At 65.0% G+C, this 16,443-nt stretch carries 15 protein-coding genes; 10 read left to right on the top strand and 5 right to left on the bottom strand.

Features of this window, described 5'->3' with window-relative positions; all coding sequences use genetic code 11:
• Positions 1-59 precede the first annotated feature (59 nt).
• Positions 60-989 (top strand): serine/threonine dehydratase, encoded by a 930-nt coding sequence (locus ABZ677_RS03200; RefSeq protein ID WP_358366576.1) that lies wholly within the window; start codon positions 60-62, stop codon positions 987-989.
• Between the two features lie 203 nt (positions 990-1,192).
• Positions 1,193-2,818, top strand: a complete 1,626-nt coding sequence (locus ABZ677_RS03195; RefSeq protein WP_094740236.1) for a ribonuclease J — start codon at positions 1,193-1,195, stop codon at positions 2,816-2,818.
• 11 nt (positions 2,819-2,829) lie between these two features.
• Here ABZ677_RS03195 and ABZ677_RS03190 read toward each other — a convergent pair whose 3' ends face one another.
• Together ABZ677_RS03190 and ABZ677_RS03185 are read right to left on the bottom strand one after the other, a co-directional pair.
• Positions 2,830-3,234: a MerR family transcriptional regulator gene (locus ABZ677_RS03190; RefSeq protein ID WP_037196051.1), complete on the bottom strand. Its 405-nt coding sequence runs from the start codon at positions 3,232-3,234 to the stop codon at positions 2,830-2,832.
• Between the two features lie 30 nt (positions 3,235-3,264).
• Positions 3,265-4,773, bottom strand: coding sequence for a SulP family inorganic anion transporter (locus ABZ677_RS03185; RefSeq protein WP_256986531.1), 1,509 nt, complete (start codon positions 4,771-4,773; stop codon positions 3,265-3,267).
• A 170-nt stretch (positions 4,774-4,943) separates the two neighbouring features.
• On the opposite strand from ABZ677_RS03185, the gene ABZ677_RS03180 reads away from it, so the two are divergent.
• Complete coding sequence (locus ABZ677_RS03180; protein ID WP_358366573.1) at positions 4,944-5,837, top strand: LysR substrate-binding domain-containing protein; 894 nt, start codon at positions 4,944-4,946, stop codon at positions 5,835-5,837.
• A gap of 3 nt (positions 5,838-5,840) precedes the next feature.
• Here the strand turns inward: ABZ677_RS03180 and ABZ677_RS03175 are convergent, their stop codons facing one another.
• Positions 5,841-6,236 (bottom strand): universal stress protein, encoded by a 396-nt coding sequence (locus ABZ677_RS03175; protein WP_037196059.1) that lies wholly within the window; start codon positions 6,234-6,236, stop codon positions 5,841-5,843.
• A complete protein-coding gene (locus ABZ677_RS03170; protein ID WP_358366571.1) occupies positions 6,233-7,228 on the bottom strand; it encodes a 2-hydroxyacid dehydrogenase in 996 nt (331 codons plus the stop codon). Before ABZ677_RS03170 ends, ABZ677_RS03175 begins: the two co-directional genes overlap by 4 nt.
• Positions 7,229-7,566: 338 nt before the next feature.
• Here ABZ677_RS03170 and ABZ677_RS03165 point away from each other — a divergent pair, with 338 nt between their 5' ends.
• Genes ABZ677_RS03165 through ABZ677_RS03135 form a run of 7 tightly spaced genes read left to right on the top strand, consistent with a single transcriptional unit; the run spans position 7,567 to position 14,931 of the window.
• Positions 7,567-9,144, top strand: a complete 1,578-nt coding sequence (locus ABZ677_RS03165; protein ID WP_358366569.1) for an ABC transporter substrate-binding protein — start codon at positions 7,567-7,569, stop codon at positions 9,142-9,144.
• Position 9,145: 1 nt separating this feature from the next.
• Positions 9,146-10,075: an ABC transporter permease gene (locus ABZ677_RS03160; RefSeq protein ID WP_358366567.1), complete on the top strand. Its 930-nt coding sequence runs from the start codon at positions 9,146-9,148 to the stop codon at positions 10,073-10,075.
• A gap of 8 nt (positions 10,076-10,083) precedes the next feature.
• Complete coding sequence (locus ABZ677_RS03155) at positions 10,084-11,070, top strand: ABC transporter permease (RefSeq protein WP_358366566.1); 987 nt, start codon at positions 10,084-10,086, stop codon at positions 11,068-11,070.
• Entirely contained in the window at positions 11,067-12,086 is a 1,020-nt protein-coding gene (locus tag ABZ677_RS03150; RefSeq protein ID WP_358366564.1) for an ABC transporter ATP-binding protein, read from the top strand. Before ABZ677_RS03155 ends, ABZ677_RS03150 begins: the two co-directional genes overlap by 4 nt.
• Complete coding sequence (locus ABZ677_RS03145; RefSeq protein WP_358366562.1) at positions 12,079-13,074, top strand: oligopeptide/dipeptide ABC transporter ATP-binding protein; 996 nt, start codon at positions 12,079-12,081, stop codon at positions 13,072-13,074. The genes ABZ677_RS03150 and ABZ677_RS03145 overlap by 8 nt, the downstream gene beginning before the upstream one ends.
• An 11-nt stretch (positions 13,075-13,085) precedes the next feature.
• Entirely contained in the window at positions 13,086-13,811 is a 726-nt protein-coding gene (locus ABZ677_RS03140; RefSeq protein WP_037196247.1) for a sulfite exporter TauE/SafE family protein, read from the top strand.
• Between the two features lie 46 nt (positions 13,812-13,857).
• Positions 13,858-14,931, top strand: coding sequence for an SDR family oxidoreductase (locus ABZ677_RS03135; protein ID WP_358366560.1), 1,074 nt, complete (start codon positions 13,858-13,860; stop codon positions 14,929-14,931).
• 92 nt (positions 14,932-15,023) lie between these two features.
• On the opposite strand, the gene ABZ677_RS03130 is transcribed toward ABZ677_RS03135, so the two are convergent.
• Positions 15,024-16,442, bottom strand: coding sequence for an FGGY family carbohydrate kinase (locus ABZ677_RS03130; RefSeq protein ID WP_358366558.1), 1,419 nt, complete (start codon positions 16,440-16,442; stop codon positions 15,024-15,026).
• Position 16,443: the final 1 nt, after the last annotated feature.

Here is a 16,443-nt window from a genome sequence, read left to right as displayed (position 1 = left end):
GTTTCGGCGGTCGCTGTCCCCTTCGGCGGACGTTCACGTGGGAGGACCACAATGGGTGGGTGCCTCTTGCGATCACGTACGACGACGTCGTCGATGCCCAATCACGTATTGCCGGCACCGTCAGACCGGTCACGATGATCGCGGCCGAGCCCCCGGACCTGCTGTACGCGGCCGAATTCATGCAGCACACGGGAACGTTCAAGGCACGTGGAGCCGTCAACTTCGTCACCGCGCACCGGCAGGCGGGAACGATGCCCGACGCGGGGATCGTGATCGCCTCGGGAGGAAACGCAGGGTTGGCCTGTGCGTGGGCGGCGACGAAGTACCGCGTGCCCGCGACCGTGTTCGTGCCCGCCACGGTGCCCGAGTTCAAGAAGGCGAAACTGATCGCTCTCGGCGCAGACGTTCGAGCCGTCGGGACCGAGTACGCGGAGGCGTTCGAGGCCTCGATGGACTACGCCGCGGACACCGGAGCTCTGGCCTCCCATGCCTACGACAACCCGCTGATCGCTGCGGGTGCCGGAACTCTCCTGCTCGACATGCTGACCGCCGACGCGTTCGACACCGTTGTAGTCTCGGTCGGTGGAGGCGGACTGTTCGCCGGCATCGCGACTGTCGCGGCGCAACGAGGTGTTCGGGTGGTGGCCGTCGAACCCGAGAAGTGTCGAGCCTTCGCAGCAGGGTTGGAGGCGGGCTTCCCTGTCGACGTACCGGTGGATTCGATTGCCGCAGATTCTCTGGGCGCGCGGCGGGTCACGCCGCTCGCTCTGACTGCGGCCGCGGCGTCGGACACCATCTCCGTTCTCGTCGACGACGCTGCCATCGTCGAAGCGCGACAACATCTGTGGGATTCGCGGCGGCTCGTCGTCGAGCATGCGGCTGCGGCAGCGGTTGCTGCGATCAGAGCGAAAAGATACGAACCGAAACCCGGCGAGAGAGTCGCAATCATCCTCTGCGGAGCGAACTCCGATCCCTCCGACCTGCGTTGACCCGGGCCGACAAGCCGAAGCCGGTAGGCACCTGACATCACGCCCTCGACGGGGAACAATATGCAAATCTTCGGACCGGGGTCGAGACCAGGTGAAGAACCCCCCGTAGCGTAAGAGGCATGTCGAGATCACCACGGAACCGCAGATCCCCCGCCGCACCGAGAAAGCGATCCTCCTCCGCGCTTCAGGCAGGGCACCTTCGCGTGATCGCGACCGGCGGTCTCGGCGAGATCGGTCGGAACATGACCGTGTTCGAGTACGACGGAAAACTGCTCATCGTCGATTGCGGCGTCCTGTTCCCCGAAGAGCACCAGCCCGGCGTCGACGTCATCCTCCCCGACTGGAGTTGCATCCGGGATCGTCTCGACGACGTCGTCGCGATCGTCCTCACCCACGGACACGAGGACCACATCGGGGGCGTCCCCTACCTGCTGCGCGAGCGCGGCGACATCCCCGTCATCTCGTCGCGGCTGACCCTGCACTTCCTGGCTGCCAAGTTCGAGGAGTTCAAGGTCTCGACAAAGCTGATCGAGGTCGAAGCGGGACAAACCCGTCAGGAAGGCCCGTTCGAGCTCGAGTTCATCGCCGTCAACCACTCGATCCCCGACGGTCTCGCCATCGCCATTCGCACCGACGCCGGGCTGGTGCTGCACACCGGCGACTTCAAGATGGACCAGTTCCCGCTGGACGGCCGGATCACCGATCTCCGTAGCTTCGCACGCCTCGGCGAGGAAGGGCTCGATCTCCTCCTCGTCGACTCCACCAACGCCGAAGTTCCCGGGTTCATGGTGTCCGAACGCGATCTGGTCCCGGCCATCGAGAAGGTGTTCCGTGAAACGACGGGGCGCGTGATCGTCTCGAGCTTCGCCAGTCACGTGCACCGCATTCAACAGGTACTCGACGCCGCGCATGCGCAGGGCCGCAAGGTTGCGTTCGTGGGCCGATCGATGGTGCGCAACATGAAGATTGCGACCGATCTGAACTACCTCGATGTGCCCGACGGGCTCGTCGTCGATCTACCGAAGCTCAACCGACTTCCGGCCAACAAGATCACCTTGATCTGCACCGGATCGCAGGGCGAGCCCCTCGCCGCGCTGTCGCGGATGGCGTCGGGCGAGCATCAGATCAAGGTGGGTGACGGCGACACCGTACTGATGGCCAGCAGTCTCATTCCCGGAAACGAGAACGCGATCTACCGCGTCATCAACGGTCTCGTCGACAAGGGTGCACGTGTGGTGCACAAGGGAAATGCCAAGGTGCACGTCTCCGGTCACGCCAGCGCAGGCGAGTTGGTCTACTGCTACAACATCCTCGAACCCGCCAATGTGCTTCCCGTACACGGTGAGTCGCGACATCTGCGCGCCAACGCCGATCTCGCGATCAGGACCGGCGTTCCCCGCGATCGAGTGTTGATCGCCGAGAACGGAAGCGTCATCGACCTGTTCGACGGCGTCGCGCAGATCACCGGCTCCGTCCCCATCGAACTGATCTATGTCGATGGCAGTGCCGTCGGTGGTGTGACCGAGGATTCGCTGGCCGAGCGTCGCTTGCTCGCGAACGAGGGCGTGCTGACCGTCATCGCGATCGTGGATCCAGACACCGGCCTGCTGGTCGACGACGTCGACTTCATCGGACGCGGATTTGCCCACGAGGCCAACGCATTCGACTCGCTGGCCAAGGCGATCGGCAAGACCCTCACGCGCGAGAGCGACGTCAAGGTTGCGTCTCGCGAGAACATCGAGAAGCGCATCGTGCAGGAATCGGCACGCTGGGCCAAGCAGACCCTGGGCCGTCAGCCCCTCATCGTCCCGGTGGTCGTGGACGGCTAGAGCCGGTCCGGTCAGATCTGGGCTGCCGCACCACGGGTGGACAGCACATCGGTCAGTTCCTCGGCGTAGGCGAGCTGCCGCCGCAACGTGCGGCAGCTTTCCTCGGCCTTGGTGTGACACTCACGAACGAAGGCCGCGGCCGAGGACTTGGCGTCGTCCGTCGCGTTCTCGTCCCCCAGAACGTCGAGGGATTCGAGTAGCTGTTTCATTTCGGCCAACGTGAAGTCGAGGGGCTTCATCCGACGAATGACGAGCAGTCGTTCGACGTCGGACTCGGTGTAGAGCCGGAAGCCGCCGACGGTCCGAGCAGAGGGCGTGACGAGGCCGACGTCGTCGTAATGACGAACCGTGCGGATGGACAGCTCGGTTCGTTGAGCTACCTGTCCGATCTGCATGTGCATGCCGTCGTCTGCCATGTGCCGCCTCTCCTCGACAGCCCACCCTAGTCAGTGCTCGGCACCGAGGTTTCCACTGAGGCGGTCGTGCCGCTCGGTGGACGGCGCGTTCAGCCCCACGATCTTCACCGTCTTGCCCTTGGCGGCGTATTTGGTCGTGATGGCGTCGAGGGTCGCCACGGTCGATGCGTCCCAGATGTGCGACTCGGACATGTCGATGACGATGTTCTTCGGATCTCCGACGTAGTCGAACTGATAGATCAGATCGTTGCTCGACGCGAAGAACAACTCGCCCTTCACCGCGTACACCCGGGTGTCCTCGTCGGGATGGGCCACATCGACCACCTCGGTCAGATGGGCGACCCGTCGGGCGAACAGCACCATTGCAGTGATGACACCGACGAGCACGCCGTACGCGAGGTTGTGGGTGACGACGGTGACCGCAACCGTGGCGACCATGACGAGGGTCTCGCTCTTGGGCATGCGGCGCAACGTCTTCGGGTCGATGCTGTGCCAGTCGAAGGTGCCGATCGAGACCATGATCATCACTGCGACGAGCGCGGCCATCGGAATCAGCGCGACGATGTCGCCGAGACCGACGACCAGGATGAGCAGGAAGACGCCGGCAAGGAACGTCGAGATTCGAGTGCGGGCTCCGGAGACCTTGACGTTGATCATGGTCTGGCCGATCATCGCGCAACCGCCCATACCGCCGGTGAATCCCGTGACCAGATTCGCCACACCCTGACCCCAGCCCTCACGGGTCTTGTTGGAGTGCGAGTCGGTGATGTCGTCGACGAGCTTGGCCGTCATCAGAGATTCGAGCAGCCCAACGAGGGCGATGGCGAGTGCGAACGGGGCGATGATGCTCAGCGTGTCGAACGTGAACGGCACATTCGGGATCAGGAACGACGGCAGCGAGGACGGCAGTTCACCTTCGTCACCCACATCGGGAACCGCGAGAGCGAAGACGAGTGTGACGCCGGTGAGTATCACGATGGCGATCAACGGAGCCGGCACAACGGTGGTGAGCTTGGGCAGGAAGAACATGATGAGCAGGCCCACGGCAACCATCGGATAGACCAGCCACGGCACTCCGATCAAGTACGGCACCTGCGAAGTGAAGATCAGGATCGCCAGCGCGTTGACGAATCCCACCATGACGCTGCGCGGGATGAACCGCATCAGTTTGGCGACGCCGAGCACGCTGAGCACCACCTGCAACACTCCGCCGAGGATCACCGCCGCGATGAGGTAGTCGAGGCCGTATTCACGCGCCAACGGGGCGACGACCAGGGCAATCGCTCCGGTGGCCGCGGAGATCATCGCCGGTCGGCCACCGACGATGGAGATGGTGACGGCCATCGTGAACGACGCGAACAGCCCGACGCGCGGATCGACCCCGGCGATGATCGAGAACGAGATGGCCTCCGGAATCAACGCCAGAGCCACCACCAGGCCCGCCAGAACTTCGGTCTTGAGCCGCCTGGGTGAGCGCAACGCACCCAGCACCGAAACGTCTTCGACGGCGGTGGCAGGCACCTGGGCAGCTCGAGACACGACAACTCCGTTCGATGGGTGCGAGGGACCGCGGCCGATGTGGCGTCCACTCCGCGAGCAACTCTACTCTTACCGGAGAGAAGGTTGTCAATCGTTCGGGCGCGGCCGGTGAGTTAGATTGATCTACAGAGGCACAACAGAACTCACTCCGCGATGCAAGGAATGAATCGATGTTCTCGCTCAACAGGCTCTCCTGCTTCATCGCCGTCGCCGAGGAATTGCACTTCGGCCGCGCTGCCGAACGGCTGCACATGACTCAGCCGCCCCTGAGCAGGCAGATCCAACAGCTCGAGAGCGAAGTCGGCGTGCAGCTGATCGACCGCACGAGCCGGTCGGTGACCCTGACGGCCGCGGGATTGGCCTTCCTTCCCGAGGCCCGACGCATCCTCGACCTCGCCGAGGGCGCGTTGCTGACGGTGCGACGCGTTCCCACCGGGGACCTGGGGACCGTGGTCGTCGGATTCACCGGCGCATCGGCCCATGCAGTACTCCCGCAGTTGCTCGACGCCGCGCGCGAAAAGCTGCCGGACGTGAAACTCGTTCTACGCGAGATGGTCTCGGCAGTGCAGATGGAGTCCTTGGCCGTCGGCGATCTGGATCTCGGTTTGGCCAGGCCACCACTCAAGCGACCGGGCATCGCATCCCGGCCGGTGCTGCACGAGTCGTTGATCGCAGCGATGCCCGACTCTCACCCGCTGGCCGAGAAGGACGAACTGTCGGTGGAGGACTTCGACGACCAGCCGATCATCATGTACTCACCGGTCGATGCGCGGTACTTCCACGAGTTGCTCATCAGTACGTTCACCATCGTCGGCGTGACCCCGCGCTACGTGCAGTACGTGACCCAGGTGCACACGATGCTGGTGCTCGTTCGTTCCGGCATCGGATTGGCATTGGTACCGGAGTCGGCGTCGACCATGCGGCCGGAAGGTGTTGTCTTCCGGCCGGTTCGGACCGTGAAGGAACGCCCCGTCGAACTCGACGCGGCCTGGCGCGTGGACAACGACAACCCGGCACTGCACCGCTTCATGACCGATGTGTTGCCGGCACGTGAGTGGTCGTGACGGCTACCGCGGCGTCCCCACCGGCGGCTTGACGGCCGTCACCGGGCAGTGCGCCTCGAGGAGAACGCGCTGAGAGATGCTGCCCATGAACAACTTTCCGACGGGCGATCGACGCCTGATGCCGATGACGACCAGTTGCGTCTGTTCGTCGAACGACAGGTCGATCAGATTGTCTGCATGTGAGCGACCGGCCTCGTTGTCGTGGACTTTCGTCGTCACGCCGATCGCGCCCGCCTCGTCGCGGGCAGATTCGACGACGGCACCGAACTCGGCGTCGGACGCGCTGTTGTCCTCGGCGACGACAATCAGATCCGTTCCACGCATGTGAGCCTCGCGGAATGCGAAGGGCAGCGCGCCTTTTCCTTCGGTGGTCGGCGAGTAGCCGACGACGACGGTCACTGCGTCACCGGCGTGACGAGGGTGCCGTCGGCCAGAAAGCGATCGAGGTTCTCGAGCGTGAGCGCTTCCATCGCGGCGCGGGTCTCCACCGTTGCGCTGCCCACGTGCGGCAGCAGCACCACGTTGTCCATCGCCAGCAGGGCGTCGGGCACGTTCGGCTCGTGGGCGAAGACGTCCAGACCGGCTCCGGCCAGCCGCCCGGCGGCGAGCAACTCGATGAGTGCTTCCTCGTCGACGACGCTTCCGCGGGCCACGTTGACCAGATATCCCTGCGGTCCCAGCGCTTCGAGCACCGCGCGATCCACCAGATGTGCAGTTCCCGAACCGCCGGACGCGGCGATGATCAGTACGTCGACGTTCTCGGCGAGCGCTGTCGGACTGGCGGCGTAGACGTAGGGAGAGCCGTCGATCTCGTTTCGATTGTGGTACGAGATTTCGCATCGAAATCCGTTGAGCCGATCGGCAATTGCCGAGCCGATTCGGCCGAGCCCGATGATTCCGACGCGCTTGCCGGTGACCTGGCGCGTCAGTGGCGTGTTGCCCTCGGCAGGCCAGCGGCCGGCGCGCACAAAACGCTCGGCGGACGAGAGCCCACGCACGGTGTCGATCACCAGACCGACAGCGAGGTCCGCCACACAGTCGGTCAACACGTCGGGGGTGTTGCTCACGGCGATGCCGCGGTCTGCTGCGGCGTCGACATCGGTGGTGTCGTATCCGACGCCGAAGTTCACCACGGCTCCGAGCTGCGGCAATCGCTCCATCAACGCGGCATCGACGCCGGTGCGGCCGGAGGTGACCACTGCGGTGATCGATTCGCCGTGCGCATCGAGGAATTCGTCGCGACCATCCCCTTCGGGCAGTTCCAGCGCGTCGTACTCGGCGACCAAGGTGTCCATCAGAGACGGTTTGAGCGGTCCGACTCGGAGCACTCGACCGCCCTGTTGCGAATCCGGTTGAGACACAGAGGAACTCTGCGAGCTGACGGTGACCATTGTTCTCCTCGCGAGATGGTGGAACGTGCGCGTTTCCTGTACGGTATGCCGCTCCTCGAATACCTGTCCAACACGGAAATAACATGGACCGATACCCAAACGGCATGAACGACGCATTGCCGATGCAGACCCGTCCAGTCTTCCCTACATCCGACCTGGTCAGTCCACTACAGATGTGATTCAGGCCTCATCGAAACTGTCACTGTGACCCACAAAACTGGCCGGAAAGGGCATTTCGTCCGGTTGACGGTGAAGACAGCCCGCTCATACCGTGTGTCTACCGTCACAGATTCGGCTGCGACTCGCAGACGCGGATCCTTTTCCCACTGGAGGCCACCATGAGCCCTGCACTCTTCGTGCAGCAGGGACGGACCCATCGCGTCGCCGCAACAGCCGTTGGCGCACTGTCATTTTCACTTGTCGTGAGCGGTTGCACCGTCGCCAATTCCAACAACGGTGGACCGAGCCGCGCAGATACTCTCCGCATCGTTCTGCCGCAGGAACCGCCGACCCTCGAAGCCTGCGATGTCTCACTGACATCGGTGGGTGTGGTGACGCGCTCGAACATCACCGAGCCGCTCATGGAGCGCAATCCCAGCACCGGCGATCTCGAACCCAAGCTCGCCGACTCGTGGGAGCAGACCTCCGATACCGAATGGACGTTCGCGATCCACCCCGGTGTGACGTTCAGCGACGGCAGTCCCTTCGAGGCCGAGGACGCCGCGTTCTCCATCGATCGCACGGTCAACTCGGAACTGGGCTGCAACGTCGAGGGCTACGTCTTCGGCGACGCGAACCTGGTGGTCACGGCGGTCGACCCGATGACACTGACCGTGCAGTCGCCGGAACCCGACCCGATTCTGCCGCTGCGCCTGTCGTTCGTGGAGATGGTCCCGCGCACAGCCAGTTACACCGAGCGGGTACGCGAGCCCATCGGAACGGGACCGTTCGCGATCGAGCGTTGGGACTACGGCCAGAAGCTCTCGCTCGTACGCAACGAGACCTACTGGGGTCCGAAGCCCGAGTACGCCAGGGCCGAGTACCAGTGGCGCAGCGAGGGCAGCGTCCGCGCCTCGATGGTGACCAACGGCGAGGCCGAGATCGCAACCTCCGTCGGACCGGAAGACGGTGCAGGCGACCTCGGGGTCGCGTACCCCAACAACGAAACGACGGCGCTCCGCATCCAGGCCGCTCAGCCACCACTGGACGACATGCGGGTGCGGCAGGCGATCAACTACGCGATCAATCGCGACGGCATCGTCAAGGCCCTGTTCAGGGGACTCGGTTCACCGGCAGCACAACTGATTTCCGAGGGCGTCGTCGGCTACAACGAGGACCTGACGCCGTGGCCATACGACATGGACCAGGCCCGCACGCTGATCGACGAGGCACGGGCAGACGGGGTACCGGTGGACACCGAGATCCGCCTGATCGGACGCACCGGACAGTTCCCCAAGATCAACGAGACAGTGGAGGTCATCCAGAACTCACTGTCCAAGATCGGCATGAACGTCAAGATCGAAATGATGGACGCCGCCGGTACCGCCGAATACCAGGAACGTCCGTTCCCGGACGTCGGGCCGTATCTGCTGGTGATTCAGCACGGCAACCAGGCCGGCGACTCCGCCTTCACCGTCGACCAGTACTTCACCAGTGACGGATTCCAGAGTGCCTACGGCACAGCGGACTTCGACAAGGAGATCGCTGCCGCCGGTGCACTCACCGGAGAGGACAGGCAGGCCGCATACGCCCAGGTGTTCGCCGACGAACCGAAAGACATCATGCAGATGGCGTACATCGCGCACATGAACGGGGTGCTCGCCAAGGCCGCCTCGGTCGACTACACGCCGAACTCGGCCACGGTCGACGAAATGCACCTGGCCGCGATGACGCGCGCCGATACCGAGAGGCCCTGACATGTTCAGATTTCTGCGCCGACGGATCTACACCAGCCTGATCCCCTTGTTCGTCGTCCTGCTGGGCGTGTTCTTCCTCGCTCGTCTCACCGGCGACCCCACCAGCCTGTACCTACCCGAGTCGGCCACCCAAGCGCAGCGCGAGGCGTTCCGTGCCACCAACGGCTTCGATCAGCCGGTGCTGACGCAGCTGATGGACTACTTCAAGGGCGTCGTCCAACTCGACTTCGGGCAGTCGCTCCGCACCGGTGAGGACGCGTCGGCGATGGCATTGCGCGCCTTCCCCGCAACGCTGCAGCTCGCCTTCGCGACGATGTTCCTCGCCATCCTCGGTGCCGTGATCATCGGCTGCTGGGCTGCGTACCGACCGAACTCGTTGGCCGATCGCATCTCGAGCCTGTTGTCGATGACGGCCGCGTCGATCCCCGACTTCTGGTTCGCCATCATGGGCGTCTACGTCTTCGCCATCGTGTTCGGCTGGCTGCCCACCTCGGGCGTGGACAGCGGAATGCTCTCGTGGGTGTTGCCGATCGCCACACTGCTCATTCGACCCCTCGGCGTGCTGACTCAGGTGGTGCGTGGCGCGATGGTCTCGGCACTGTCGGCACCGTACGTTCGGCTCGCGAGAAGCAAAGGGGCAGGAAATCTTCGGGTCGTCACCCATCACGCCCTACGCAACGCCGCGGCACCGGCGCTCACGGTTGCAGGCGACCTGATGGTCGGACTCGTCAACGGCGCGGTGGTCGTCGAGGCCATCTTCGGGTGGCCCGGCATCGGAAAGTTGATGATCGACGCCATCCTGCAGCGCGACTTCGCCGTTCTGCAGGCGGCCGTGCTGTTGACGGCGGTGAGTATCTTCTTGCTCAACATCGTCATCGATGCCTGTTATGCATTGCTCGACGCCCGGGTTCGCGACAAGGTGAAGGTCTAGGTAAGAACATGTCACTCGACTTCGAAGCACCGAAAACGTCCGAGCCCGAGGATGTTCCACCTACGGTTCCGGTGGAAGCCCGCAAGGCATCGGCCCCGTTGTGGAAGCTGCTCCTGCGAGACAGGGTCGCCACCGTCGCCGCCGCGATTCTGGTGCTGGTCTTCCTCACCGCGATCTTCGGCCCGATGTTGGTCGGTGATGCTGCTACCGATCAAGATCTCGACCGCTCGAACCTGCCGCCGTTCACCCTCGACACCGGCTGGATGAACATCCTCGGTACCGATCCACTGGGGCGCAGCATGCTGGCCCGGTTGATCGTGGCCAGCAGAACCACACTGTCGGTGGCCATTCCGGCGGTGATCCTCTCGGCGATCATCGGCTCGTTCATCGGGATGTGGGCCGGTTTCCATCGCGGTTGGCGCGAGACCGCGGCGATGCGCGTCGCCGATGTCATCCTCAGCTTTCCGTCGCTGCTGATGGCCGTCGTGGTGCTCTACGTCTTCTCGCCCAGTGCCGCGAACATCGTTCTGGTCCTGACGGTCACGCGTATCCCGATCTACCTGCGTACCGCCCGCGCCGAGTCGGCCGAACTGCAGAGTCGATTGTTCGTGGATGCCGCCCGTACGTTCGGCGCGAAGAGCGGATCGGTGATCCGACGCCACGTGGCCCCGATTCTGCTGCCGACCCTGCTCACCGTCGCCACCCTGGACTTCTGCTTCGTCATTCTCGCCGAATCGTCACTGAGCTTCCTGGGCATCGGCATTCAGCCACCCGACGTCTCGTGGGGCCTGATGGTCTCGCAGGGCCGTACCTACCTGCAGACCGCCTGGTGGCTCTCCTTCTTCCCCGGCCTGGCCATCGTGCTGACGACCGTCTCGGCCACCGTCCTCGCCGCCTGGGCCCGCATCGCCACCGACCCGGCGCAGCGCTGGCGACTCAATGTCCCCCGCTCCAAGCGGTCTCGCCTGCTCCCCGTACGAAAGGTCGTCTCATGAGCGCACCGGCAACCGCACCACAGCGACCGGACACCGGCAGCGTCGCCCTGGACGTACGCGGACTGACCGTCGATCTGCGGACGCCGTCGGGTGTCATTCGCGCCGTCGACAACGTCACCTTCAGCGCCCGCCGCGGTGAAACCCTGGCTCTGCTGGGTGAATCGGGCTGCGGCAAGTCGATGACGGCACAGGCCATCGTCGGTCTGCTCGAGCCGATCGCCGACATCACCGGCGGTTCCGTCGAGTTGGGCGAGGTGGACCTGGTGACCGCCAAGACCAAGGTGCGACGCACCATCGCGGCCACCGAACTGGCCATCGTCTTCCAGGATGCACTGACGGCACTCAATCCCGTCTACACCGTGGGAACTCAACTGGCCGAGCCGTTTCGGATCCACCGGGGCATGTCGGCCAAACAGGCACGCGTCGAGGCGATCACACTCATGGCCCGCGTCGGCATTCCCGAGCCCGAATCGCGCGCCGACTCCTACCCGCATCAGTTCTCCGGTGGCATGCGTCAGCGACTGCTGATCGCGATGGCCGTGGCCCTGAGTCCGTCGGTACTGCTGGCCGACGAACCCACCACCGCGCTCGACGTGACGGTCCAGGCGCAGATCATGGCTCTGCTGAAGGAACTGCGCACCGAGCACGACATGGCCGTCGTCCTGATCACCCACGATCTCGCCCTGGTGGCAGAGGAAGCCGACCGGGTCGCGATCATGTACGCGGGCAACGTCGTCGAGACCGGACCGGTGTCCGAGGTGTTCGGCGAACCGCGCCACCCGTACACCAAGGGACTGCTCGACTCGGTCCCTGTACACGCCGTCCGCGGTGAGGATCTGAAGTCGATCGGCGGCACCCCGCCGGATCTCCATTCGATTCCCGACGGGTGCGTCTATCAGGCCCGTTGCCCCATCGCCCGCGACATCTGCGTCAGCACACGCCCTCCGCTCGAATCCGTCGCCGACGGCCGGATGTCGGCGTGCCACTTCCCGAACGAGGTATCCAGCCATGCCTGAACAACTGTTGACCGTGCGCGGCCTGAACAAGACCTTCGACGTCGGCCGCGGCAAGCTCCGCGCCCTCGACGCCATCGACCTGGACCTGCGACGCGGCGAGACCCTCGGCTTGGTGGGTGAATCCGGCTGCGGCAAGTCCACTCTCGCGCGCACGCTGATGATGCTCGAACGACCCGACTCGGGAACCGTGGCCTTCGACGGCATCGATCCGTTCGCCCTGCGCGGCAAGGAACTCCTCGCGTGGCGTCGACGAGTACAGATGGTGTTCCAGGACCCGTACGGTTCACTGAACTCGCGGATGACGGCAGGTGACATCATCGGCGAGCCGTGGCGAACTCACAAAGGCCTGTACAAGACTCGCCGCGATCGCTCCGCACGAGTGCGTGAGCTGTTGCATCTGGTGGGCCTACGACCGAGCGACGAGAACCGATTCCCGCAAGAGTTCTCCGGCGGTCAACGCCAGCGCCTCGGCATCGCGCGGGCCCTGGCGTTGAACCCCGACGTGATCATCTGCGACGAGCCGGTCTCGGCACTCGATCTCTCGGTCCAGGCGCAGGTGCTCAACCTGCTCAACGACCTGCAGAAGCAACTCGGCATCTCGTACGTGTTCATCTCGCACGATCTGTCGGTCGTCCGACACGTCGCCGACCGCGTCGCGGTGATGTACCTGGGCCGCATCGTCGAATCCGGCGCTACCGAGGCCGTGTTCGAGCGTCCCGCGCACCCGTACACCGCGGCGTTGATGTCGGCCGCACCTACACTCGACGCGTCGAACCGCGGGACGAAGATCCTGCTGAAGGGCGAGGTACCGTCTCCGCTGAACCCGCCGTCGGGATGCCGGTTCCGCACACGCTGCTGGAAAGCGACCGAACTGTGCGCCAGTGAGGCACCCCCGGTGGCGCTCGACGCCGACGAGGCCGATCACATCGCCGAATGCCACTATCCGCTCGCCGCAGGCAATCTCGGCCTCGTCGCTGCCGGGACGTGATGGCGACAGACCTGAGCGTCACCGGATTCGTCGTCGTCGCGCTTGCCATCTTCTTCGCGTCGGCGATGCAGGCGTCCATCGGATTCGGCATGGGCATGCTCGCCGCGCCCATCGTGGCCATCGTCGACCCCGGGCTCATCCCAGCGACGCTGATCATGCTCGCCGTGGTCGTCAGTGTGCTCGTCCTGGTTCGTGATCGCACTGCCCTCGACCTCTCGGGTGCTGGGTGGGCGCTGGCCGGTCGCCTACCCGGATCGGCGGTGGGCGCACTGCTGCTCGTGCTGTTGCCCGAGCGCGGCCTGGCCATCCTGCTCGCGCTGGTGGTGCTGAGCGGCGTCGCACTGACGTCCTTCGGTTGGGTCCCGTTGCCGCACAGACGAAACCTGGTGGTGGCCGGGGCCGCGTCGGGAATTCTGGGAACGGCCACCTCCATCGGCGGACCGCCGATGGCCCTGGTGTGGCAACGCAACACCGGAGCCGAACTGCGCAGCACCATGAGCTGCTTCTTCCTCGTCGGATCACTCATCTCGCTGGCGGTACTGGCGGTGGCCGGTGCAGTGGACGCGCATACCGCGACGCTGTTCGTGTTCCTGGCCCCGGCGACAGTTCTCGGCTTCCTGCTCTCTCGCGTGGTCAATCGCGTTCTCGATCGTCGACGCCTGCGCATCACCGCGATCGGTGTCTCCGCAGCCGGCGCACTCGTGCTCGTCGCCCAGCAGGTACTCGCTCTGATGTGAGGGCCGTGTCACGTGTTGCATCGGCTCCAGTGGGTAACCGCTCACGATGACTACGAACACGACGCGCGCGCTGATCGTCGGTGCCACCGGTATTTCCGGGCAGGCCCTGTGCCACGCAGCACTCGATGCAGGCTGGACCACCTACGGACTGAGTCGCAGCGGAAGTACCCCCGTCGACGGCGTCGTGCCGGTGGCCGCGGACCTGCTCGATCCGGCCTCGCTCGAGAAGGCTCTGAAGGACGTTCGCCCCGAGGTCGTGTTCTTCACCGCATGGATGAAGAAGGACTCCGAGCAGGAGAACATCGAGGTCAACTCGGCGACCCTACGCAATGTGCTGAATGTTCTCGGGCCCCTCGAGTCGGTGAAGCACGTCGCGCTGATGACCGGCCTCAAGCACTACCTCGGACCGTTCGATGCCTACGGTGAGGCAGTGATGGCCGAGACGCCGTTCCACGAGACCGAGGATCGCCTCGACACCCCGAACTTCTACTACGCGCAGGAAGACGAACTGTTCGCCGGTGCCGAGAAGTTCGGATTCGGTTGGAGCGTGCACCGCGCCCACACCATCTCCGGCTTCGCGGTCGGCAACGCGATGAACATGATGCTGACGCTGTCCGTGTACGCGTCGATCTGCAAGGAACTCGGTGAGAAGTTCGTCTTCCCCGGCTCCGAAACGCAGTGGAACGGGCTCACCGACCTCACCGACGCCGACCTGCTTGCCGAGCAGATGGTCTGGGCCGCAACCGATGACAATGCGCACAACGAGGCCTTCAACATCGCCAACGGTGACGTGTTCCGTTGGCGCTGGCTGTGGCCCCAGTTCGCCGCGCACTTCGGCGTGGAGCCCGAGGGCTTCGAAACCGAACCGCGTCCCCTCGAACCCCGCATGTCCGACGCGGCTGCCGCGTGGAAGCGCATCGCGGAGAAGCACGATCTGGTGGAGAGCGATGTCTCCCGTCTGGCGTCGTGGTGGCACACCGACGGCGACCTCGGCCGCGACATGGAATGTCTGACCGACATGAACAAGTCCAAGAAGGCCGGCTTCCTCGGCTTCCGGTCCACGCCGGATGCCATCGCCTCGGTGATTCAGCGCTACCGAGACGCTCGCCTGATTCCCTAGAGCGTGAGAGCGGCTGCGCCGCACGTGCGCGCGGAGCCTGCGGTCGTTCCGCAGGCTCCACTCCGAACTCGACCTCTGCTACGAGGTTCCGCTCACCTGGGGGCGGCACCCTCGGTCAGATCCCGCACCTCGGCGTAGCGTTCTCGCACCGCCGGGGTCGGGTCTGCCTCGTATGTCTTCGACGCGGCCTGCGCCCAGGTCGGCGGCTCAATAGTCCCGGCCAACGTCCATGCAGCCTGGCGCGCGGCACCGTCGGCGACGTATTCACCCGGCTCGGGCACGATCACCGGGACCCCGAGAATGGCCGGGGCCAGCTCCCGCACCGCCGCCGATTTCGCGCCGCCGCCGATGAGCAGCACCCGCTTCGTCTCCACCCCCTGTGCACGCAGGTGATCGATGCCGTCGGCCAAGCCGCACAGCAGTCCCTCGATTGCCGCGCGCGCCAGGTGACCGGGCGTCGAATTGTTCAGTCGCAGGCCGTGAATCGCACCGGATGCATCGGGGCGGTTGGGGGTGCGCTCACCTTCGAGATACGGCACCAACACCAGACCTTCGCTGGTCGTCGACAGCGCCAATCGAGACAGTTCGTCATGATCGACGCCCAGTAGACGCGCCGTGGCATCGAGCACCCGGGCAGCGTTGAGCGTGCAGACCAACGGCAACTGACGGCCGGTGGCGTCGGCGAATCCGGCGACGAGACCCGAACCGTCGGCTGCCGCAACCGAGGTCACCGCCGATACGACGCCGGAGGTCCCCACCGACACCACCACGTCACCGGGCTGGGCATCGAGAGCAAGGGCCGCGGCGGCATTGTCTCCGGTCCCCGGCCCGATGAGGGCCCCGCTCGGTGTGCGGCCGATGGTCTCGTTCGGTGCGGCGACCCGCGGAAGCTGCGGGTTACGCCCACGAAAACCGAACTGCAACAGGTCGGTTCGATACTCGTTAGACGCGGCCGAGAAATACCCGGTGCCACTGGCGTCGCCTCGATCGGTGGCCAGAGCGTCGAGCCCCGATGCCCCGCCGAGCTGCCAACTCAGCCAATCGTGTGGAAGGCACACCGCCGCAGTGCGATCGGCGTTCTCCGGCTCGTGGTCGGCGAGCCATCGCAACTTGGCGACGGTGATCGAGGCCAATGGAACCACTCCGACGGCGTCGGACCAGGCCTGCCCGCCGTCGACGCCGGTCTCCTTCCCCAACTCCGACACCAAGTCCGTCGCGGCCTGCGCCGACCGAGTGTCGTTCCACAACAACGCTTTACGGACCACGGATCCCGCGTCGTCGAGGCACACCATGCCGTGCTGCTGCGCGCCGACCGACACCGCGTCCACGTCGTCGAGTCCGCCTGCTGCTGCCACCGCCTCGTCGAGCGCGTCTTTCCATCGCTGCGGGTCGACCTCGGTACCGTCGGGATGGGCGGCTCGCCCCTGGCGCACCAACTCTCCCGATTCGGCGTCACGAACGAAGACTTTGCACGATTGGGTGGAGGAGTCGATCCCTGCAACGAGAGCCACG

The organism is Rhodococcus sp. NPDC006774, assembly GCF_040636045.1.
GTDB lineage: Bacteria > Actinomycetota > Actinomycetes > Mycobacteriales > Mycobacteriaceae > Rhodococcoides.
Note: the sequence above shows the minus strand (reverse complement) of the source record. Positions and strands in the feature narration are given on the sequence as shown.

Coding starts and splice junctions, on each gene's coding strand:
- ABZ677_RS03135 (WP_358366560.1), top strand. CDS start 13,858: ATGACTACGAACACGACGCGCGCGCTGATCGTCGGTGCCACCGGTATT.
- ABZ677_RS03155 (WP_358366566.1), top strand. CDS start 10,084: ATGTCACTCGACTTCGAAGCACCGAAAACGTCCGAGCCCGAGGATGTT.
- ABZ677_RS03150 (WP_358366564.1), top strand. CDS start 11,067: ATGAGCGCACCGGCAACCGCACCACAGCGACCGGACACCGGCAGCGTC.
- ABZ677_RS03145 (WP_358366562.1), top strand. CDS start 12,079: ATGCCTGAACAACTGTTGACCGTGCGCGGCCTGAACAAGACCTTCGAC.
- ABZ677_RS03170 (WP_358366571.1), bottom strand. CDS start 7,228: ATGGTCACCGTCAGCTCGCAGAGTTCCTCTGTGTCTCAACCGGATTCG.
- ABZ677_RS03180 (WP_358366573.1), top strand. CDS start 4,944: ATGTTCTCGCTCAACAGGCTCTCCTGCTTCATCGCCGTCGCCGAGGAA.
- ABZ677_RS03190 (WP_037196051.1), bottom strand. CDS start 3,234: ATGGCAGACGACGGCATGCACATGCAGATCGGACAGGTAGCTCAACGA.
- ABZ677_RS03160 (WP_358366567.1), top strand. CDS start 9,146: ATGTTCAGATTTCTGCGCCGACGGATCTACACCAGCCTGATCCCCTTG.
- ABZ677_RS03165 (WP_358366569.1), top strand. CDS start 7,567: ATGAGCCCTGCACTCTTCGTGCAGCAGGGACGGACCCATCGCGTCGCC.